Genomic DNA, 20,453 nt, shown 5'->3' on the forward strand with positions numbered 1-20,453 from the left:
GATTAGAGGCGTTCGCCGACGTATTCGGTCATCTTGATGAGCTGGTTGGTGTAACCCCACTCGTTGTCGTACCAGGACACAACCTTCACCTGGTTGCCCATGACCTTGGTCAGGCCAGAGTCGAAGATGGAAGCGTGTGGATCGGTGACGATGTCAGAGGACACCAGTGGATCCTCGGAGTACAGCAGGACGCCCTTGAGCTCGCCCTCAGCAGCTTCCTTCATAGCTGCGTTAACCTCTTCGACGGTGACGTCACGGGAAGCCTCGAAGGTGAGGTCCGTTGCAGAACCGGTGATCACTGGGACACGCATTGCGAAGCCATCCAGCTTGCCCTCGAGCTCTGGGAGAACCAGGGAAACTGCCTTAGCAGCACCAGTGGAGGTTGGGACGATGTTGACAGCGGCGGCGCGGGCACGACGCAGGTCGCGGTGCGGAGCGTCGTGGAGGCGCTGGTCACCGGTGTAGGCGTGGATGGTGGTCATCAGGCCCTTGACGATGCCGAACTTATCGTTCAGGACCTTCGCCATTGGTGCCAGGCAGTTGGTGGTGCAGGATGCGTTGGAGATGATGGTCATGGACTCTGGGTCGTAGTCGGTGTGGTTCACACCAACAACGAAGGTGCCGTCCACGCCCTTACCTGGGGCGGAGATGATGACCTTCTTAGCACCAGCGTCGATGTGTGCCTGAGCGTCTTCCTTCTTGGTGAAGAAGCCGGTGGACTCGATTACGATGTCCACACCGAGCTCGCCCCACTTGAGGTTCTTTGGCTCGCGCTCTGCGGAGACGGTGATCTTCTTGCCGTCGACGGTGATGGACTCGTCGTCGAACTCAACGGACTTGCCCAGGCGACCCAGGATCGAGTCGTACTTGAGCAGCTGTGCCAGGGTGCCATTGTCCGTCAGGTCGTTGATGGCGACGATGTCAATGTCAGATCCGTTTTCCAGGACAGCACGGAAGAAGTTACGTCCGATGCGGCCAAAGCCATTGATTCCCACACGAATGGTCACGAGTTTTCTCCTCAAAGTAGACGTTATATGCACCGAGGATGCTGCAAGCTCTCTAGTCCAGTCATTGAGCTGGCGTTGATGCATCCGCGTATGCCTCTTAGCGTACCTACGGTTTGTGGACTGTGCAGGAGGAGATGTTGCGCTACCGCTACCCCTACCCTCAAAAAGCAACATAATCAGACATTAAACAACATGTGGATGTGGTGTGTTTTTGGTTTTCGGCATACGTCGTCGCAAAGAGCTGCATATGCGCTAACACCTGGGTGAACAGCACCCCCACATGGCACAGTGCGCTGTGCTTAAAACACCGGGCCATGTGAGAAAAACCATATTTACACGTCGTCGAGAAGATCCTCAGTAACGGCCGCGTTGGTATCCGGAATGCCCAGTTCGGCAGCTCGAGTGTCCGCCATCGATAGCAACCGGCGGATGCGCCCGGCCACCGCGTCCTTTGTCATCTGTGGGTCAGCGAGCCGACCCAACTCCTCGAGCGACGCCTGCCGGTGCACGATACGCAGATTGCCGGCTTCGGCAAGATGTGGCGGAATGTCATCACCCAAGATTTCCAGGGCACGCTCGACGCGGGCAGCAGCGGCAATGGCGGCGCGCGCGGAACGACGCAAATTAGCGTCATCAAAATTGGCTAGGCGGTGCCCGCCTTGTTGTTGCTGCTTACGCTCCCTGTGCTTTTCCCACTCGATCCGGGTGCTCATCGCCCCCATCCGGGTCAGTAACGCACCGATGGTGTCCCCGTCCCGAACGAGAACCCGCTCCACGCCGCGGGTTTCCTTGGTTTTGGTAGCAATACCCATGCGACGGGCGCATCCCACCAGCGCCAATGCGGCTTCCTGGCAGGGACATTCAATCTCCAAGGTGCAGGTGCGGCCCGGTTCCGTTAACGTGCCGGCCGCGAGGAACGCACCCCGCCACGCCGCCTCAGCATCGGACACGGTACCGGACACGATCGCCGGGGGAAGGCCACGGACAGCGTGCCCGGAACGAGTGACGAGGCCGAGCCTGCGGATGATGTCGGGGACGCCGTCGGTAAGCCGCAGCACATACCTGGTGTTTTTGCTCATCCCCCCTGGCCCAATGACGTTGAGCTGGACTTTCTTGTGGAACAGCTCATCGATGGCCTCACAGAAGCGATGTGCAGCTGCATGCGAGTCCAGCTCAATCTCCAGCACCGGGCGGCCCGCCACCGTATCTAGCTGGCCGGCAAAGCGGACAATAGCGGCGACCTCGGCAGTACGAGCAGTGGCACGCGTCATCGTCGTTTCCGCGAGTTCCGTTTTGGCCTGTGCAGTGAGAGACACGAATGTCCTTTTCTTCTTGAGGAGCAAATTGCGACTATATTAGCGGGTTTGGCATAGCTGTACCAACGACCGGGCGAGCTTATCGGGGCTGTGACGTTCCGTCATCGTGCCGTCTTCGGCGAACAACCGCACGTCATCAACCACAACCATAGCCCCCATCGCTGCGGCCGCCCGCTCCAGGTGGGTGAGATCAGTGCTATCGATCGGCGAGGACCGATCCACCAAGAAGCGATCCACCCGAAGCGTCGGTGCGTGCTGCTGCAACATGTGGACGTGCCGCTCCATGGAAAACCCAGTGGTCTCTAGCTGCGTGTTCGAGAGATTGAGGATCACCACGCGCAACGCGTTAGATTCATTGATCGCGTCCACCACCTCCGGGACCAGCAGGTGCGGGATCACGCTGCTGAACCACGAACCGGGGCCAAGCGTGAGCAGGTCCGCTCCACGAATAGCTTCCACCGCTTCCGGTGCAGCGGGAGGATGCTCCGGCATGAGTCGTACCCGCCGAACCTCACCCGGCGTAGTAGCAATCGCGACCTGGCCGCGGATCATGCGCATGATGCGGGGGTCGTCGGCAAGCCCAGCGACTTCCGCCTCAATATTGAGTGGTTGCGCGCACACAGGAAGCACCCGTCCGTAGGAACGCGTCAGCTTTGCGACAACATCCAGCGCCGCCACCTCATGCCCCAAAACGTCCGTGAGCCCCGCGAGCAGCAGGTTGCCCACCGCGTGGCCCGCCAACGCCCCCGTGCCACCGAACCTGTGTTGTAGCAGCGTCTCCCACATTTCGCCTTCGGCATCGTCGCGCGCAAGAGCGCTGAGAGCCATGCGCAGGTCGCCAGGAGGAATCTGCCCTAGTTCGCGCCGAATCCGGCCGGAGGAACCACCATCGTCAGCGACAGTAACAATGGCATTGATATCGGGAATGCGAAGGGCACGGGCCGCGCGGAGAGTCTGAAACAGGCCGTGGCCGCCACCCAAACACACCATCGACTTGATATGTTCAGGCACGGTCCAGAGATCGGAAGTCATGTGAAAACCTTAAAGTGACGGGGAGCGAAAATGGGTTAGCTGCGCTTGATGTCGCGGTGAATCACCGCCACTTCCAGCTCACCGTTTTCTTGCAAGATCCGCCCAATCTCTTCGGCAATTGCCACGGAGCGATGGTGGCCCCCGGTGCAGCCGACGCTCACCGTGATAAACCGCTTGCCTTCCCGACGGTATCCCTTGATCATGGTGCGGAACATCGCAACGAAGCTATCAATAAACTCCCGCGCGCCTTTCTGCGCGAGAACGTAGTCAGACACCGGTGCGTCAGTGCCACGGAATTTGCGCAGGTCCCCAACCCAATATGGGTTCGGTAAGAATCGGACATCCAGCAGCAGGTCAGTATCGTGCGGTGCGCCTCGCTTGAACCCGAAGGACTGCACCGTGACGTGCTCCTTGTTTTCCGCGACGCTTTCAAAGCTGGATTCAATCGCACGCCGTAGGTCATGGATCGACAGCTCCGAGGTGTCGATCACGATATCCGCTTGTTCCTTGACCTCGAACAGCGCGCGCCGCTCCCGGGTAATGCCATGCTGCAAGGTATCAGGGCCCTGCATCGGGTGTGTGCGGCGCACGGAGTCAAATCGACGAATCAGGATGTCGTCCCGGGCTTCCATGAACAGGATGACTGGACGGTGCCCGCGAGCATCGAGCTCGTCAATGACCTGGACGAGGTCATGGTTAAACGGCAAGGAACGCACGTCAGACACCAGCGCGAGACGAGCAATAGGAGAATCTGGGGCGGTCGCCATCTCCACCATCTGCAACAACAACGCGGAGGGCAGGTTCTGAGCCACATACCAGCCCATATCTTCCAGCACGCGGGCGGCGGAATTCAGGCCGGCCCCAGACATGCCAGTGATCAAAACGGGAGCGTCGGTAGTGCTCCCGGAGCGTGCAGTGGATACCACGGCACCGCGGATTAGCTCGTCATCGGACTCAGGTGTAACCACAATGTCGTTGCGCGTCATGCACCTCAGTCTAACGCGCCCTGACCAGTTATGGCTCCGAGCGATGAAGGTGGTCGTAAACTTTCCCCGCTAACGAAGGCCCAAAGCCCTTGACCGCCTGAATCTCTTCCAAAGATGCTGCCCGAAGCTTTTTCACGGAACCGAAGTGCTTGACCAGCTCAGCCCGCCGCTGATCTCCCAGGCCGGGCACACCATCAAGTTCAGATACCCGCAACCGTTTGGAACGCTGTTGCCGATGGTAGGTGATAGCAAAACGGTGTGCTTCGTCGCGAACATGCTGCAGCAGGTACAGCGCCTGGGAGTTGCGCGGCAGGATAAGAGGATCTTCTTCTCCAGGTAGCCAGACTTCTTCCAGACGCTTCGCCAAGCCAATGAGCGCGACATCATGTACACCCAACTCATCAAATACCGCCTGAGCTGCGTTGACCTGCGGCAGACCACCATCAACGATGAACAGTTGCGGTGGATACGCAAAGCGCTTGCCACCAGCTGACTCTTCCACTACTGCTTCATCGGCAAACCTAGTGCCGTCGAACTCGGAGTCATCCGGTACGGCCGTGCTGTCTTGGGTATGACGAAGAAACCGCCGGTAGGTGACTTCCGCGATGGAGGCGACGTCGTTAGAGTGCCCATCCCCCGCGGCTTCCTTAATGCGGTAGCGCCGATAGTCCGACTTCTTGGGTAAACCATCCTCAAAGACCACCAGTGATGCCACCACATCGGTGCCCTGAATGTGCGAAATATCCGTGCATTCGATGCGCAGGGGCGCGGTGTCCAAAAACAAGGCTTCTTGCAGTTCTTGGAGTGCAGCCGAGCGCGTCGTTAAGTCGCCTTGGCGCTTTAACTTGTGCTGCCGCAGCGCTTCGGTGGCGTTGCCAGTGACGGTCTCCATGAGCTCACGTTTCTCTCCGCGCTGCGGGACGCGAATGTGCACGGGGCCGTGGCGCATCTCCGCAAGTAGTTCGGACACGATCTCAGCGTCCTGCGGCTGCGCGGACACCAGGATGTCCCGTGGGATGGCGGTGGGATCGTCGTGATAGAACTGCATGAGGAAATCAGCGATGATCGCACCGTCGCCGTCCTCCTCGCTCGCACGAGCAGGCTTTTCGACGACAAATCCCCGCTGTCCCCGCACCCTACCGTCGCGGATGTGGAACAGCTGAATCGCCGCTTCCAATTCGTCGGTCACGGTGGCGACGACATCCGCGTCGGTGCCATCAGTGAAAACGATCGATTGGCGCTCCATCACTTTGTTGACGGCAGCGAGGTCATCACGCAATCGGGCTGCTCGTTCGAAATCGAGTTCTTCCGCGGCCGCCATCATGTCCTGCTCCAGTTTCTTGGTCACCGCGCTGGTGTTGCCGGAGAGAAACGAGATGAGGTCGCGCACGATGGCGAGGTGCTCGGGTGCCGTGACCTTGTCCACGCATGGCGCGGCGCATTTGTCGATGTACCCGAGCAGGCAGGGGCGCCCGAGCTGCGCATGCCGATTAAACACCCCTTTAGAGCAGGTCCGCATCGGAAACACCCGCGTGAGCAGGTCCAATGTTTCGCGGATTGCCCATGCGTGAGAATACGGGCCGAAATAGCGCACGCCCTTACGCTGCGGGCCACGGTAAACGTAGGCGCGTGGAAAGGGCTCGTTCATCGTGATCGCTAGATACGGGTAGGACTTATCATCCCGGTACTTCACGTTAAACCGCGGATCGTACTTTTTGATCCACGTGTATTCCAGCTGCAGCGCTTCCACTTCGCTGCCCACTACGGTCCATTCCACACTGGACGCGATTTGCACCATCTGGCGGGTGCGCGGGTGCAGCTGGGTGAGATCCTGGAAGTAGTTTGATAGCCGAGCCCGCAGGTTCTTCGCTTTCCCTACATAGATGACCTGCGAGGATGGGTCCCGAAAGCGGTAGACGCCCGGCTGGGTCGGAATGGTTCCGGCAGCCGGGCGGTAGGTGGTTGGATCAGCCACAACTTAATCTTCCGGCATGTACTTATCTTCAAGCTTGCGGAAGTCCGCGACCGCAGCGACGACTCGGGCGGAATCCCCAGACTGAAACGCCCACATCGGAACGTACTCGAATTCGGGAAGCTCCAGGCGAGCCATCCGCTCATTCTTTGGAAAGGACAGGCCGTACACCACGGACCATGGGTAAAAGCGGGTACCGATAAAGTTGCGGACCTCTACCCCATCCTCGTTGGCACGCACCCGCGGGCGACGCAGGTGGAACGCGAAGAAGGAGATCACCAGGCCGATGCCGACGAACGCAAGCTTGTCAATCAAGGTCACAGCAGCGCCGGTAAAGTCAATGCCCACCACAGCAGCCATGAAGATGTGCACCGCCATGACCACTGCGATCGCCACCCAGGACATGCGGGCCAAGTACTTTGAGCGAAGCTCAAACTCCCACGGTTTGGTGGTAGTTGTTACTGAATTAAGCGCCGCGAGGTGCTCGCGCTCCCGTTCCAGGTCCGTCACGTTCACATCATCCTTTGTGCTAGCAGAATCAACTTCCAAGTCTAACCCTGCTCCTGCCGAATCCGAGAAAGCAGCACCGCCGTATTCAGCGCCGCCACCATAGACTCGCCACCTTTGTCTTCCATTGCGCCTGGTACGCCACTGCGATCTACTGCCTGCTCATGCGTGAGCGTGGTGAGTACCCCATTACCAATGGGGGTGCGAGTGGCCAAGGAAATCTGGGTCAGCGCCTGCGTAACCGAGTCACACACGTAGTCAAAGTGCGGGGTGCCGCCCTTGATTACGCAGCCGAGTGCCACGACGGCGTCGAAATGCTCGGCAAGTTCTTGGACCACGACGCCCAGTTCCAGCGCCCCCACCACGCGGTATTCGGACACCTGCGCGCCGCATTCTTTGCCCACGGATACCGCGCGAGCGTGCAGCTGATCGCAGATGTCCGCGTTCCACGTTGCGGTGACCACGGCGACGCGGAGGCCGGTGGCGTCGACAAGCTGCAGTGCGGGGCGGCCGTCACTACTCATGGGTTGCTCCTAACGCTTCGTCCAGACCTGGGACGGTGTGCCCCATGCGGTCTCGTTTGGTCTGCAGGTATTTGATGTTGTCCTCATGGATGTCCACGTTGATGGCGGTGCGTCCCACGATCCGAAGGTCATGCCCCGTGAGTCCCGCGCGCTTATCAGGGTTGTTGGAGATCAAATTCATCGTCTTTACACCCAGGTCGTGCAGGATTTGGGCGCCGGTGCCAAACTCCCGGGCATCGGCAGGAAGCCCGAGCGCCAGGTTGGCGTCCACCGTATCCGCCCCGGAATCCTGCAGCTGGTAGGCCTTGAGCTTGGCGAGCAACCCAATACCACGACCCTCATGTCCACGCATGTACAAAATCACGCCGCGGCCAGCTTCCTGCACCATCCTCATCGAGGCGTGCAGCTGTTGGCCGCAATCACAGCGACGAGAACCGAACACGTCGCCGGTCAAGCACTCCGAGTGCACGCGGACTAGCACGTTTTCTCCCCCATCGTCCTCGGGGTGGCCGACCACCAAGGCGACATGCTCCACGCCGTTGATCGTGCTCTGGTAGCCGACAGCACGGAACTCGCCGAAGTCGGTGGGCAGCCGCGTTTCGACGACCCGTTCTACCTGAACCTCGTTGAGGCGACGCCACGCGATGAGCTGCTCGATGGAGATCATCTTCAAGCCGTGTTTGTCAGCGAAATCGCGCAGCTCGGGGCCACGCGCCATGTCCGTGGGATCAATCTCACTGACCACCTCACACAGCACGCCTGCGGGGCGCAGGCCCGCCATCCGGGCCAAGTCCACCGCCGCTTCCGTGTGCCCAGCCCGCACCAGGACGCCGCCTTCACGTGCACGCAACGGAACCACGTGGCCTGGCCTGGTGAAATCGCCCGGTCCGAATTCTGGGAATGCCAGTCGCTTCAGGGTTTCCGCGCGGGCGGTGGCGGAAATACCAGTTGTGCCGGTGTTGGCATCCACGGTCACGGTGTACGCGGTGCCGCGGGCATCCTCGTTGTGAGAGATCATCGGTGGCAGCTGCAGCCGGTCCGCGTCTGCTTCCGTCAGCGACGCGCACACATAACCGGAGGAATACCGCACCATGAATGCCACCAGCTCGGGGGTGGCTTTCTCAGCAGCGAAGATAAGATCCCCTTCGTTTTCTCGATCTTCGTCATCCACCACCACTACCGCTTTGCCGGCAGCGATATCGAGAATTGCGTCTTCGACGCTGTCCAGGCGAACCTGAACGCCCTGCTTGTCAGAATCTGTTTGAGCCACGCTGTCCTAGCCTAATCTTGCATTGTTGGTGATTGAGTCATTGCCCCCTTTGCGGGAGGCTACGTCCGTTGACCTAACATCCGTTCGACATATTTCGCGATCACATCTACCTCGAGGTTTACCACGCCCCCCACGGGTAGTTCACCAAAGACCGTCTCCCGCAATGTGACCGGTATGAGGGACACTTCAAAATAGTCCGGGCCCAGCGCAGACACTGTCAGCGAGGTGCCGTTGATACAGATGGAGCCTTTCTCTACCACATATCGGGCCAGATGCGCGGGCAGCGCGAAGCGAAGCACGTCCCAGTTTTGGGAATGTTCCCGGGAGAGCAACGTAGTGGTCGCATCCACATGTCCTTGCACGATGTGCCCATCGAGTCGGGAATCCACCCGAGCAGCGCGCTCCAAGTTCACCGCGTCGCCTACGGACAAGGTCCCCAAGCTTGACCGATCCAGGGTCTCCTGCATGCAGTCTGCGACGAAGCTGTCCTCGGTACGTTCCGCTACGGTGAGGCACACTCCGTTGACGGCAATGGAATCGCCGAGCTGCGCGTCGCTGAGCACCTGCTTCGCCGAGATGCGCAACCGGATGGAATCGTCCAATGCGGTGATGTCGCTCACCGAGCCCAATTCTTCAATAATTCCGGTAAACACCCGTTAACTCCTTTAGCTCAGTCGTGATTCTATAAAGATATCGTTTCCCAGCTGTCTTAACTGGTGAATGTGAAAACGTCTAATGTCCTTCATACTCGTCGGTTCATCAAGCACGAGTCGGGCCGGATTCAGTCCCGCCCCGAGCAGGGAGGGGTTAATGTAACTGTGGATGGCGTCGGCAAGCCCGGCGGACACAAACGCTCCGACCAGACCAGGTCCACCTTCCACCAAAATGTCCCGGTAGCCGCGGGCAAACAGGTCAGACAGGGCCTCCGAAATACTCGAGTAGCGCAGCTCCCCGCCCTGTCCTAGGTGCAGCTTAGCGGGGATCGGGCGCGAACCAATGATGACCGGTTGCGGCTGGTGCGGGTACAGCGACCCGTCCAGCCTGCGCGCGGTGAGGCGCGGATTATCGGCGAGCACCGTGCCCGTGCCGACGATGATCGCATCCCGGCTCGCCCGGATCTCGTGCGCATGCGCTCGGGCCTGCTCCCCCGTTATCCACTGGGACGAGCCGTCCTGCGCTGCGGAAAACCCATCCAAGGTGTGCGCCATCTTCACCGTGACAAACGGACGCCTATGGCGTACACCGTGCAGCCACGGTTCCAAGGCCGAAACCTCCCGCGGCTCATGGGTGGCGGGTATCCCGTGCTGGCGCAAAAAGTCTGCGCCTCCGGAGGCGGTGGGGTTGGGATCCGGGGTGGCGTAGTGGACTGCTGCAATACCGGCGTCGTAAAGCGCGTGCGAGCAGGGTCCGGTGCGCCCGGTGTGGTTGCACGGTTCGAGGGTGACAAAGGCTGTCGCGCCGCGCGCGAGCTCACCGGCCTGACGCAGCGCCATCACTTCAGCGTGCTCGCCTGTCCCGCCGGGGGGCTGAGTCGCGCCCACCCCCACAATCCGCCCGTCAGGTGCGACGATCGCGCACCCCACTGAAGGGTTGGGCCAGGTCGTGCCGCGAACGCTGTCACCGGCAGCGATGGCGGCATTCCACGCGGCCGAGCGGACGGCTTCCGAACACTCCATTAATTTAGCGTCGCGAGTGCTCGCAGCTCGTCGACCGCGGCTGCCGGATCAGTGGCGCCGTAAACGGCCGAACCGGCGACGAACGCGTCGCACCCGGCCTCCGCTGCCTGCCGAATGGTCGTTGCGTTGATACCGCCGTCGATCTCAATGAAGCATTCCAGCTGCTTCTCATCAATCAACGCGCGAAGCGTGCGGACCTTCTCCAGTTGCTCTGGCATGAAGCTTTGACCACCAAAACCAGGCTCCACGCTCATCACCAATACGAGGTCGAACTCAGGGACGATGTCCAGGTAATCCTCAATCGGGGTGCCCGGGCGGAGCGAGAAACCAGCCCTCACCCCCTTGCCCTTGAGGTAACGAGCCAGCGACAGCGGATCGTTGGTGGCCTCGACGTGGAAGATGACGCACGCGGCACCAGCGTCGATGTAGTTATCTACCCACTTCTCAGGGTGCTCAATCATCAAGTGCACATCCAATTCCTTGTCAGTGCACCGGCCGGCGGCCTTGGTGATGTCCGCGCCGAAGGAGAGGTTAGGCACGAAATGCCCATCCATAATGTCCACGTGGATCCAGTCTGCGTTGCTGGTGGCGGCGATGTCCTCCCCCAGCTTGGAAAAGTCGGCAGCCAGGATGGACGGGGCGATGATCGGGCGAGTGTAAGAAGTCATGGTCTTATCCTAGGTCAGCTGGTCGCTTCAAAACGGCGAAAAACATAGCGTCCGTGCCGTGGCGGTGTGGCCACATCTGGACGGATTTGTCGGTGCCTACGTTATCCATTCCGCAGGCTAGATCGTGGGCATCGAGCTCTTCCAACCCGAGGTGAGCGACGGCGTGGTTAACGATTTCACGCGTCTCCCGCAGGTCTGGTGAACACGTGGAATACACGATCACGCCACCCGGACGCACGAGCTTCGCCGCCGAGGCGAGGAGCTGTCGCTGCAATTGGCTGAGCTCAGCGATGTCGGATTCTGATTTACGCCACCGCGCCTCCGGGCGTCGGCGCAGCGCACCCAACCCGGAACATGGCGCGTCCACGAGGACCCGGTCAAAACCCGGTTCCAGGCCAGGTTCGCGACCATCCGCAACATGCACAGTAACGGGCAGGTCTCCGGTCACTTTCTGAATCAGTTTGGCCCGGTGCGGGGCTACTTCGACGGCGTCGACGTGTGCGCCGTCGATACGCGCGAGTGCCCCTAGCAGCGCTGCTTTTCCACCCGGCCCGGCGCAAAGGTCAAGCCATTTTCCTTGATCCTGACCGTCGATGGGGGCGATGGTCACCGCCCGCGCGATGAGCTGACTGCCTTCATCCTGCACCGCTGCCAGGCCCTGCTTCACAGGTTCCACGTCACGGGGGTCACCGCTGGATAGGTACACCGCATATGGCGAATAAGCACCCTCCTCGCCCCCGGAGATGAGGGCGAGCTCCTCCGCGGAAATCTCCCCCGGACGGGCAACGAGGTGCACAATCGGACGCGCGGAATCTTCCTCGAGCGCCCTGGCAAGTTCCTCGGTGGGCATGTGCCGCGCGAAGCTTTCCGCGATCCACTGTGGGTGCGCGGTCCGAAACGCCATGGCCGCCACTTCACCGGCAGGAGTGAGCTGGTCCAGCCACTGCTCGGGCGTTTTGCGCGTGATGGTGCGCATGACTGCGTTGGCGAAGCCTTTCGCCCGCGGTTGCCCGGCAGCGCCCACGATCCGCACGGTAGTATCTACGGCCGCATGGGGCTCCACGCGGGTGTACAGCACCTGGTATGCCCCGAGGCGCAGCGCAGTGAGGACATCGACGTGGACGTCGCTCAACGCCCTGGAGGACGCCGCAGCAATGACCTCGTCGAGCACCCCTTGAGTTCGCAGACTGCCGTAGGTTAGCTCAGTAGCGAAGGCCGCGTCACGTCCAGACAAGCGCGCCTCGCGGAGGGTTTTAGGCAGCACGAGGTTGGCGTAGGCATCCTGCGTAGCGACGGCGGTGAGCACCTCAAACGCCACCGCACGTGGCTTATCGACGCCCTCCAGTCGCAGCTTCGCCTGGCGCTGCCGCGGTTGCTGTTGCTTTTTCGGGGGCTGAGCTGGGCGTTTCGGGGCGTTGCCCCGCTTGCTACGGGACCGGAATCCACCACTTTCGTTGAGACTCATGACGTAAACTCCGCACCTTCGGCTAGGTTCGCGCCCCGTGACCAATCAGCTGCTGCCATCATTTTCTTTCCCGGCGGTTGCAGCTGGACGATTTCCAGGTCATTACTGGCGGTGCCGACCAGCACCTGGTTCTTGCCGATGGCCAAGGCGCCGGGTGCAAGAGTGTCTTGGTCAGTGAGCGCTACCTTGCCGATCTTGAATCGCTGACCGCCGAGCTCGGTCCAGGGGCCGGGCGCTGGAGTGTAGGCGCGGATCAGACGGTCGATGGCAAAGTCGGGCTGGGACCAGATAATTTTCGCATCTTCTTTGGTGATCTTCGCAGCGTAGCTCGGCTCACCCCGCTGTGGCTCGGCGACGAGCGCGCCGGTTTCAAGACCATCCATCGTGGCCACGAGCAACTCTGCGCCCGCATGCGCCAGCGAGGTCAGCAGGGTGTCCGCGGTATCGGTGGGCGCAATGGCGTGGGTCAGGGTGCCCAGGATTGGGCCGGTGTCCAGGCCTTCTTCAATGCGGAAGGTGGTAGCGCCGGTGATGTCATCGCCTGCGAACAAGGCCGCCTGCACCGGGGCTGCGCCACGCCAAGCAGGCAGCAGGGAAAAGTGCAGGTTCACCCAGCCGTGGGGCGCGATGTCCAGCAGGTCCTTTGGTACCAGGTTGCCGTATGCGACGACGGGTATGCAGTCCGGGGCCAGTTCCTTTAGCCGCGCCCTCGTTGCTTGGCCGTCCTCTGTGTCAAGTTTCAGCGACTGTGGCTTCAGCACCTCAATTCCGTGCTCCTGCGCCAACGCTGCAACGGGTGATGGGTGCAATGTCCGGCCGCGCCCTTTCCGCGCATCTGGACGGGTGAGCACCGCGACGACCTCATGGTCGGATTCCAGCAGGCGCTGCAGCGCGACGACGGCGGGTTCTGGTGTACCAGCAAAAATGATTCTCATGCGTTAAACCACTCCGAGTTGCGGATTTCTGCCATGGCTTCCTTCCGGAGCGCTGGGGCGAGGCGCTGCAGGAACAGCACGCCATCCAGGTGATCGGTCTCGTGTTGTACGCACCGTGCGAGCAGGCCATCGCACTCGAACTCGATAGGCTCGCCCTGCTTATCGACGCCCCGAACCACTACCTTCTGGTACCGCTCAGTATCTTTAGAGATCTCCGGGATAGACAGGCACCCCTCCGGCCCAACCTGCTTTTCCTCGCCTACTGGCTCCCATACTGGGTTAATGATGTGTCCGCGGGCGCCTGTTACTTCATGGGAGCAGTCGTAGACGAAGACTCGGCGGGTGACGCCTATTTGGTTCGCAGCCAGTCCGACGCCGTCGGCGTCGTCCATGGTGTCCAGCATGTCGTCGACGAGCGTCGCGAGGGTCTCATCAAACTCGGTAACCTCCTCGGCGCGGGTGCGCAGGACGGGGTCGCCGAAGATGCGGACGGCGCGAATAGTCATGAAACCTCACTTCTTTTCAACCGGTTGCATTAATACTGGCTATCTTAGCCACTACCCAATATTCACCGGATCTACCTGTACTCTAAGTGGCGCGGAGTCCTTGATCGCGGCGCGCCGAATCAACCCGGTGCGCAGTGCGGTACCTAGTTCGTCGCGTGGGCCGAGCGGGACACGAACCAAGAAACGTTGTGGAGGCCCCAAGGCGTCCGTATCGTATTCGCCGGGCAAAGTCACGCCGCTCGGCAACGGTACCGGGCCTAACACCTCAGCCTGCTCGGGAAGTTCTAGCAGCTCCAGGTACTTCTCCACGGTGCGGACGGGTCCGTCGATAACGGCCATGTGCACCGTCGGAGGTAGCGAGACTTCCTTGCGTTGATACAGCTCCCCTCGGGCCGCCCACACGGGGTCCCACCGCACCAAGGCTTGGACCGCGGGCACGCGCGATTCTGCTGTGACGACAACTTCCCCACCCGCCCGATGCGACTGCACCAGCGAGGCTGCGTGGAACCACTTCGCTAACGTATCCTCCGTGGCCCGCAGATCTGCCCTGGTGAGCAGCGCCCAGGGGTCCAGCAGCAGTGCCGCTCCATACTCGCCGACCGGCTCTGCGCCGGGCGTTGCGACGACTATTGCCGGCTCACTCGGCACTTCATCGATCACAGTGGCCCCTCCGGAGATGATAATGCGTACTCCCGGGAACGCCCGACCAAGCTCCTCAGCGGTCCTACCGCTACCAAAGACCACCGCGCGGAGCTTCGGTGATCCGCACGACGAACAGCGAAAATGCGTTTCCGGCCGGCCACACCACTGGCAACTCACCACGCCAGGGGCGTTGCCCTCATCAGCCGGAATCCCCAGCGGACCATTGCACGCGCGACAGCGGGCTGGGGTGCGACAGGTGCCACAACTCAGCGTCGGCAGATACCCTTTTCGGGGTGATTGCACCAACACCGGGGTGCCCCGCTCCAACGCAGCGCGCGCCGCGGTGAACGCGACGTGGGGAATGCGCGCCTGGTGTGCCAGCGGGTCCCGGGACAACTCGTGGTCACCGATACCGGTCACGCGTGGCATTGCCTGCCGAATTGTCTCCCGTGGTGCCACGATGTCATGCGCCCATCCCGTCTCCACCAGCAACTGGGCTTCCGCGCTGCGAGAATGGCCGCCAATGAGGAAGGCGCACCCCTGCTGCTGACTCTTCGTGGTGAGCACCTCCCGGGCATGCACGTACGGAGCGCGGGGGTCAACCAGGTTATCATCCTGATCGAACATCACTACCGCGAGGCGGAGGTCTGCCACTGGGGCAAATGCCGCGCTACGGGTGCCAACCACAATGCGGGCCTGGCCATGCACCACAGAAAGGAACCGCCGGTACCGGGCCTGCGGTCCCAACGCCGCGGTAAGCGTAGTGACCTGCTTTGCCGCGACGTGCTCCCGCAGCGCCCGCTCCAACCGGTCCACGTCACGCTGATCCGGCACCACAATGAGGACACCGCCCCCATCGATGGCGGTCTTGGCCGCTAGCGCTGCCAGCGAGCGCCACCACGGTATTCCGGGACACACCTGCCACACGCCACGTGCGGTCGCGCCACCCAGCACGGCATCAACAAAGGACTGGCCGTGGGTATAACAGGCCCAATCCGACAAGTCAGGTTCCTGGGTAGACCCCAGCTCTTCCCATGCCAGGGACGTGTCGGCTGACTCCGCACCCCCATGTCGCGCAGGGATCGCGGAACGGATCAAATCCGAGCGGGTGCCAGCATAACGACGACACAGCGCCTCCACCAGCTCGGCGGTTTCCTTCGGGTAGACCACGTCGGGAGAAATAATCCGTTCCAGCCAGCTGAGCTGGCCCTCGTGATCGCTGCTGGGAAGGCGTTCCAGGAGGATGGCGTCGATAAGCCTGCCCGCAAACCGGATGCGCAGGCGAACCCCCGGCTGCGCCACCTCATCCAGCTCGGTGTCTACCAAGTAGTCGAAGGTGCGATCCAGGTGAGCCAGCCCCAGCAACGGCAAAACCCGCGCCACAGGCAAATGCGGTGCTGCGGTGCGGGTCTTCATGCCCAAGGATTTTACCCCAGAGCTGCGGCGCGCAGCTCCTCGACGCGATTCAGTTGCTCCCACGGCAAATCAAGATCCGTACGCCCAAAGTGACCGTACGCCGCGGTTTGCGCGTAAATCGGGCGCAACAGGTCCAGCGCACGGATGATCGCAGCCGGTCGGAGGTCAAACACCTTTGCCACCGCTGCCTGGATCTGCTCGTCAGTGAGGCCTTCGCGCGCAGTGCCGAACGTCTCTACGTATAGGCCCACTGGCTTCGCGCGGCCAATGGCGTACGCCACCTGCACCTCGGCGCGATCAGCGAGCCCCGCGCCCACGATGTTCTTAGCTACCCATCGCATGGCATAAGCCGCGGAACGGTCGACCTTGCTTGGATCCTTACCGGAGAACGCGCCGCCACCGTGACGGGCCATGCCGCCGTAGGTATCCACAATGATTTTCCGGCCGGTCAAACCGGCGTCGCCCATTGGTCCACCGAGGATGAACGACCCGGAAGGGTTCACCAGCAAAGTGAGTTCGTCAGTCACCAAGTGAGACAACCCGGTATCAGCAATCACCCAGTCCAACACGTGCTCACGCAGCTGCTCTGCCAGCCACTCCTGAGTGCACGTCGGGTCATGCTGAGTTGAAATAACCACGGTATCCAGGAATTTTGGCTTGTCATCCTGGTCATAAGCGAACGTGACCTGGGTCTTGCCGTCGGGGCGCAGATGTGGGACAATGCCTTCCTTGCGCACTTGAGTCAACCGCCGAGCCAGGCGGTGCGCCAACGCGATCGGCAACGGCATATATTCCTCAGTTTCGTTGGAGGCGTAGCCGAACATCAACCCCTGGTCACCGGCACCAGCACGGTCATCGTCATCAACATCCGTGCGCTCCCGGGCCTCCTGGGAATTGTCCACACCGGCGCCAATCTCCTGAGACTGCTCACCGATCGCTACCGTCACGCCGCAGGTCGTGCCATCGAACCCTACCTCGGAGCTGGTGAAACCAATCTCCTTCAGCTTGGTGCGCACCAAGTTCGGGATCTCTACATAACCGCTGGTGCGAACCTCGCCGACGATGTGGACGAGGCCCGTGGTCACCACGGTCTCCACGGCCACGCGGGCGTGCGGGTCCTCGGTCAGCAGCGCATCGAGGATGGTGTCAGAAATAGCGTCGCAGATTTTATCCGGGTGGCCCTCGGTCACCGATTCGCTGGTAAACAGTCGCACTGCGGAGTTCGCGTTAGTCAAGATGCTTCTTTCACTAAAAGAGTGGTCATCGAATATTCACCACAATAGACCAAGCTGTCTAAGATGGCAAAACCGTGAGATCTACAATAGCGTCGATGATTGCGTCTGCTACCTCAAACTTGCTGCCACTGGGTACCTCACGCGGTGCGCGATCGGGGGCGAGCAACCAGCCGGAATTATCCAACTGACCGAACACCTTTCCGTGTCCCACGTGGTTGAACATCAAAAGGTCACAGCCCTTGCGCTGCAGCTTCGCCTTAGCCAGCTCCAGCGGATCCTGATCTGCTGACCCCGTCTCCGCAGCAAAACCAACGATCACACTTGCCCCAATCTCGCCCGCAGCGCGACGCTGTACCGTCGTCGCCAAAATATCCGGATTCTCCACCAGTGAGATCGTGGTGAGATCAGAGTCGTTGACGCCCTTCTTGAGCTTCGCCGAGGCCTCGCTCGCAGGTCGGAAATCAGCCACTGCGGCAGCCATGATGATCACGTCAGCGCCCCCAGCGCGCTGCGCCACGGCCTCCGCCATCTCACGAGCGGAAACAACGCGCACTACCTCAGCGCCACACGGTGTTTCCAGGAAATCAGTATGCCCAGCAATCACCGTCACCTGGGCGCCCCGCTGCGCAGCCACCTCAGCTAACGCAAACCCCTGACGGCCACTCGACCGGTTCCCCAAGAACCGAACTGGATCGACATTTTCCTGCGTGCCACCGGCGGTAATCAACACCCGCTTGCCTGCCAGATCCCGGTTAAACCCACCGCGGGCAGCCACGGTCAGCGCTAGATTGCCAATCTGTACTGGCTCCGGCAGCCGTCCCGGCCCACTATCCTTGCCCGTCAGTCGGCCGTGGGCCGGGTCGAGCACCGTTATCCCCCGCTCGCGCAGGACCGACACATTGTGCTGCGTGGCGGGATTCCACCACATTTCGGTATGCATAGCGGGTGCGACTACGACGGGGCATGTGGCTACGAGGCACGTCGCCGTCAACAAGTCGTCGGCACGACCTGCAACGAGGCGCGCCATGAGATCTGCCGTCGCCGGGGCAATCACCACTAGGTCAGCTTCCTGCCCGACGCGCACATGCTGCACCTCATCAACGGCCTCAAATACCGTGGTGGAGACGCGGTTTCCGGACAACGCCTCAAAGGTCGCAGCGCCCACGAATTGCAGCGCGGAGGGCGTAGGAACCACGGTCACCTCGTGCCCCAGCTCTTTAAAAAAGCGGACCAGCCCGCACGCCTTATAGGCAGCAATCCCGCCTGCAACACCAACGACAATGTTCAATGGTTTATTCACACCATCACGATACCTAACGCTAAGATGCTTCGGACGAAACGCTGGTTAAGGGACAAAATGTGTGTCCGGTCGGTGTGTTGTCAGTTGTTACCTCACCCCTGGGGGCTCTGATCACGGCCCCTGAAGTTTCTTACTAAAACCCGGGAAGCATTCCCCGGATCTCGGGCCCAACACAGTGAAATAGCAGGTGTGAAGCCTTAAAAATCACCGAAACCCGGGGAATGCTTCCCGGGTTTTGCGGGGTTAAGTAACACAAGGGGTGCGAACCTGCGGTCTAGACTCCTTCGGGAGTTACCTCACGAGCCTGCAGCATCGGTCTTTGCGGTTGAGCTGACAGCATAAGCATGGAAGGCCCGAAAAGTTTGCCGCGTGTGTGTAATCAGCTTTGGTGTTGGTGGTGCCGTTGTTGTTGCTTTTGTCCCAGGCAGACGGGGCATCAGGTCCGTTTTTGGGTCACCGGAGTTAGGTAACCGCACCTGCTAGCACAGGTGCGGTATCACTAGCGGTATTGAACAAGATTTGTGGGTTTATCAGGCCCGAAACAATATATAGCACCTGTTTACATGCCTTGACCTGGCTTTACTGTGGAATTCGGACACACATTTTGTCCCTTAACCCGCGAAAGCCCCGTCCGATTCGCCGGCAGCGAACCAGACAGGGCCAGGCGGTATATGCTGGAAGTTTAACCTTCCTCGTGATCCAGCATGCCACGGTTGATTTCCCGCAGCGCAATCGACAGAGGCTTCTCCTGAGGCTCAGGGGTTACCAGCGGACCAACGAACTCGAATACACCTTCGTCGGCTTGCTGGTAGTAGCTGTTGATCTGGCGTGCGCGCTTGGCAGCAAAGATGACCAGAGCGTACTTGGAAGAAACCTTGTCCAACAGCTCATCGATCGGTGGATCGGTAATACCCACTGGCTGGTCAAATACGGCAGCAGTGGCGGCGTTGTCGTTGCTCACTTGGGTCACTTACACCTTTTCCAGGTTTGAGGTTGTACATAAAAGCAGTGCGGTCGTCTATTCTAGCGACCGCACCGGGTGTTTCGCTAATCCCTTGCGTTAACGCGGGTTTTGCAGGATAGCAGAAATCGCATTCACAGCTTCATCGACATTGTCGTTGACCACGATATGGTCGAATTCTTCCTGAGCGGCCAGCTCAGCACGTGCGGTTTCCAGCCGACGTGCGATCACATCTTCGGCTTCCGTCCCACGGCCGGTCAGACGTTCCACCAGCACTTCCCATGAAGGGGGTGCAAGAAACACCGTTTGGGTTTCTGGGAGGGCTGCGACGACGTTGCGGGCACCAACCAGGTCAACTTCGACGAGAACTGGTCTGCCGGCCTCCAGTGCTTCCAGCACCGGCCCGGCGGGGGTGCCGGAACGTTGCAACCCACCGTGGATATCTGCCCATTCGAGCATTTCGCCACGGTCAATGTGCTCTTGAAACTGTTCGGGAGTGACATAGAAGTAGTCCTGTCCGTGGACTTCACCTGGTCGTGGCGCACGAGTCGTCATTGAGACCGAGAAGTAAAGTCCGGGAACTTCTTCCCGAAGGCGATGAACCACCGTGGATTTGCCCACGGCGGAGGGCCCCGCCAGTACGACGAGATTTCCCCGCTGGTTATCGCCGGCCATCTGACTTAGTCGTCCTCAGAGAAACCGAAGCGCTCGAGCAGGGCGCGACGCTGACGGTCGCCCAGGCCACGCAGGCGACGGGTCTGAGCAATCTCCAGCTCTTCCATGATCTCCTTAGCCTTTACCTTGCCAACCTTTGGCATAGCTTCGAGAAGAGCGGAAACCTTGGTCTTGCCGATGATCTCGTCAGACTGAGCCTTGTCGAGAACTTCCTTCAGGTTCGTGCCACCGCGCTTGAGCTGTTCCTTCAGCTCTGCACGTGCCTTGCGGGCTTCAGCTGCCTTGGCGAGGGCTTCTTTACGCTGCTCGTCGGTCAACTTTGGAAGGGCCACGGGTTCCTCCGATTCTAATAAGTGTCCA

Annotated in this window: 20 protein-coding genes; all 20 read right to left on the minus strand. The window is 60.7% G+C overall.

Annotation, left to right across the window (positions count from 1 at the left end; genetic code table 11):
* Positions 1-2: 2 nt before the first annotated feature.
* The 20 genes from gap to mihF all read right to left on the minus strand — a co-directional run bounded on the left by gap (position 3) and on the right by mihF (position 20,425).
* Positions 3-1,007: a type I glyceraldehyde-3-phosphate dehydrogenase gene (gene gap / locus ACZ6ZO_RS00695; protein WP_182386189.1), complete on the minus strand. Its 1,005-nt coding sequence runs from the start codon at positions 1,005-1,007 to the stop codon at positions 3-5.
* A 332-nt stretch (positions 1,008-1,339) separates the two neighbouring features.
* The gene (gene whiA / locus ACZ6ZO_RS00700) at positions 1,340-2,323 is read right to left on the minus strand and encodes a DNA-binding protein WhiA (RefSeq protein ID WP_182386190.1); all 984 of its coding nucleotides are present in this window, start codon (positions 2,321-2,323) and stop codon (positions 1,340-1,342) included.
* A gap of 39 nt (positions 2,324-2,362) precedes the next feature.
* Positions 2,363-3,355 carry a gluconeogenesis factor YvcK family protein gene (locus ACZ6ZO_RS00705; RefSeq protein WP_407926254.1) on the minus strand — a complete coding sequence of 331 codons (993 nt, stop codon included), beginning with the start codon at positions 3,353-3,355 and terminating at the stop codon, positions 2,363-2,365.
* Positions 3,356-3,390: 35 nt separating this feature from the next.
* Positions 3,391-4,341 carry an RNase adapter RapZ gene (gene rapZ, locus ACZ6ZO_RS00710; RefSeq protein WP_182386191.1) on the minus strand — a complete coding sequence of 317 codons (951 nt, stop codon included), beginning with the start codon at positions 4,339-4,341 and terminating at the stop codon, positions 3,391-3,393.
* Positions 4,342-4,369: 28 nt separating this feature from the next.
* Positions 4,370-6,316 carry an excinuclease ABC subunit UvrC gene (gene uvrC, locus ACZ6ZO_RS00715; protein WP_465289834.1) on the minus strand — a complete coding sequence of 649 codons (1,947 nt, stop codon included), beginning with the start codon at positions 6,314-6,316 and terminating at the stop codon, positions 4,370-4,372.
* A 3-nt stretch (positions 6,317-6,319) separates the two neighbouring features.
* Positions 6,320-6,829 carry a PH domain-containing protein gene (locus ACZ6ZO_RS00720; protein ID WP_331251775.1) on the minus strand — a complete coding sequence of 170 codons (510 nt, stop codon included), beginning with the start codon at positions 6,827-6,829 and terminating at the stop codon, positions 6,320-6,322.
* 35 nt (positions 6,830-6,864) lie between these two features.
* Complete coding sequence (ribH, locus tag ACZ6ZO_RS00725) at positions 6,865-7,344, minus strand: 6,7-dimethyl-8-ribityllumazine synthase (RefSeq protein WP_182386194.1); 480 nt, start codon at positions 7,342-7,344, stop codon at positions 6,865-6,867.
* Complete coding sequence (locus ACZ6ZO_RS00730) at positions 7,337-8,614, minus strand: bifunctional 3,4-dihydroxy-2-butanone-4-phosphate synthase/GTP cyclohydrolase II (RefSeq protein WP_182386195.1); 1,278 nt, start codon at positions 8,612-8,614, stop codon at positions 7,337-7,339. The genes ribH and ACZ6ZO_RS00730 overlap by 8 nt, the downstream gene beginning before the upstream one ends.
* Positions 8,615-8,673: 59 nt before the next feature.
* On the minus strand, positions 8,674-9,267 hold the full coding sequence (locus ACZ6ZO_RS00735) for a riboflavin synthase (protein ID WP_465289837.1): 594 nt from the start codon (positions 9,265-9,267) through the stop codon (positions 8,674-8,676).
* Between the two features lie 12 nt (positions 9,268-9,279).
* On the minus strand, positions 9,280-10,290 hold the full coding sequence (ribD, locus tag ACZ6ZO_RS00740; protein ID WP_465289839.1) for a bifunctional diaminohydroxyphosphoribosylaminopyrimidine deaminase/5-amino-6-(5-phosphoribosylamino)uracil reductase RibD: 1,011 nt from the start codon (positions 10,288-10,290) through the stop codon (positions 9,280-9,282).
* The gene (gene rpe, locus ACZ6ZO_RS00745) at positions 10,290-10,958 is read right to left on the minus strand and encodes a ribulose-phosphate 3-epimerase (protein ID WP_465289841.1); all 669 of its coding nucleotides are present in this window, start codon (positions 10,956-10,958) and stop codon (positions 10,290-10,292) included. Before rpe ends, ribD begins: the two co-directional genes overlap by 1 nt.
* Positions 10,959-10,962: 4 nt before the next feature.
* Positions 10,963-12,423 (minus strand): RsmB/NOP family class I SAM-dependent RNA methyltransferase, encoded by a 1,461-nt coding sequence (locus ACZ6ZO_RS00750; RefSeq protein WP_182386199.1) that lies wholly within the window; start codon positions 12,421-12,423, stop codon positions 10,963-10,965.
* On the minus strand, positions 12,420-13,358 hold the full coding sequence (gene fmt / locus ACZ6ZO_RS00755) for a methionyl-tRNA formyltransferase (RefSeq protein ID WP_465289843.1): 939 nt from the start codon (positions 13,356-13,358) through the stop codon (positions 12,420-12,422). Before fmt ends, ACZ6ZO_RS00750 begins: the two co-directional genes overlap by 4 nt.
* A complete protein-coding gene (gene def, locus ACZ6ZO_RS00760; protein ID WP_465289845.1) occupies positions 13,355-13,864 on the minus strand; it encodes a peptide deformylase in 510 nt (169 codons plus the stop codon). The genes fmt and def overlap by 4 nt, the downstream gene beginning before the upstream one ends.
* Positions 13,865-13,915: 51 nt before the next feature.
* On the minus strand, positions 13,916-15,922 hold the full coding sequence (locus ACZ6ZO_RS00765) for a primosomal protein N' (protein ID WP_465289847.1): 2,007 nt from the start codon (positions 15,920-15,922) through the stop codon (positions 13,916-13,918).
* Positions 15,923-15,933: 11 nt separating this feature from the next.
* Positions 15,934-17,136 carry a methionine adenosyltransferase gene (gene metK, locus ACZ6ZO_RS00770; protein WP_465289988.1) on the minus strand — a complete coding sequence of 401 codons (1,203 nt, stop codon included), beginning with the start codon at positions 17,134-17,136 and terminating at the stop codon, positions 15,934-15,936.
* 79 nt (positions 17,137-17,215) lie between these two features.
* Positions 17,216-18,457, minus strand: a complete 1,242-nt coding sequence (coaBC, locus tag ACZ6ZO_RS00775) for a bifunctional phosphopantothenoylcysteine decarboxylase/phosphopantothenate--cysteine ligase CoaBC (RefSeq protein ID WP_465289849.1) — start codon at positions 18,455-18,457, stop codon at positions 17,216-17,218.
* A gap of 682 nt (positions 18,458-19,139) precedes the next feature.
* Positions 19,140-19,427, minus strand: a complete 288-nt coding sequence (gene rpoZ, locus ACZ6ZO_RS00780; protein WP_208767434.1) for a DNA-directed RNA polymerase subunit omega — start codon at positions 19,425-19,427, stop codon at positions 19,140-19,142.
* Between the two features lie 90 nt (positions 19,428-19,517).
* A complete protein-coding gene (gmk, locus tag ACZ6ZO_RS00785; protein ID WP_182386205.1) occupies positions 19,518-20,093 on the minus strand; it encodes a guanylate kinase in 576 nt (191 codons plus the stop codon).
* 5 nt (positions 20,094-20,098) lie between these two features.
* Positions 20,099-20,425, minus strand: coding sequence for an integration host factor, actinobacterial type (mihF, locus tag ACZ6ZO_RS00790; RefSeq protein WP_182386206.1), 327 nt, complete (start codon positions 20,423-20,425; stop codon positions 20,099-20,101).
* Between the last annotated feature and the right edge of the window lie 28 nt (positions 20,426-20,453).

The organism is Corynebacterium sp. NPDC104732 (genome assembly GCF_055583565.1).

Excerpts from the sequence above, each read along its gene's own strand:
- def (WP_465289845.1), bottom strand. The coding sequence starts at position 13,864 with ATGACTATTCGCGCCGTCCGCATCTTCGGCGACCCCGTCCTGCGCACC.
- gmk (WP_182386205.1), bottom strand. The coding sequence starts at position 20,093 with ATGGCCGGCGATAACCAGCGGGGAAATCTCGTCGTACTGGCGGGGCCC.
- rapZ (WP_182386191.1), bottom strand. The coding sequence starts at position 4,341 with ATGACGCGCAACGACATTGTGGTTACACCTGAGTCCGATGACGAGCTA.
- rpe (WP_465289841.1), bottom strand. The coding sequence starts at position 10,958 with ATGACTTCTTACACTCGCCCGATCATCGCCCCGTCCATCCTGGCTGCC.
- fmt (WP_465289843.1), bottom strand. The coding sequence starts at position 13,358 with ATGAGAATCATTTTTGCTGGTACACCAGAACCCGCCGTCGTCGCGCTG.
- ACZ6ZO_RS00705 (WP_407926254.1), bottom strand. The coding sequence starts at position 3,355 with ATGACTTCCGATCTCTGGACCGTGCCTGAACATATCAAGTCGATGGTG.
- ribD (WP_465289839.1), bottom strand. The coding sequence starts at position 10,290 with ATGGAGTGTTCGGAAGCCGTCCGCTCGGCCGCGTGGAATGCCGCCATC.
- ACZ6ZO_RS00765 (WP_465289847.1), bottom strand. The coding sequence starts at position 15,922 with ATGAAGACCCGCACCGCAGCACCGCATTTGCCTGTGGCGCGGGTTTTG.
- ribH (WP_182386194.1), bottom strand. The coding sequence starts at position 7,344 with ATGAGTAGTGACGGCCGCCCCGCACTGCAGCTTGTCGACGCCACCGGC.
- ACZ6ZO_RS00750 (WP_182386199.1), bottom strand. The coding sequence starts at position 12,423 with ATGAGTCTCAACGAAAGTGGTGGATTCCGGTCCCGTAGCAAGCGGGGC.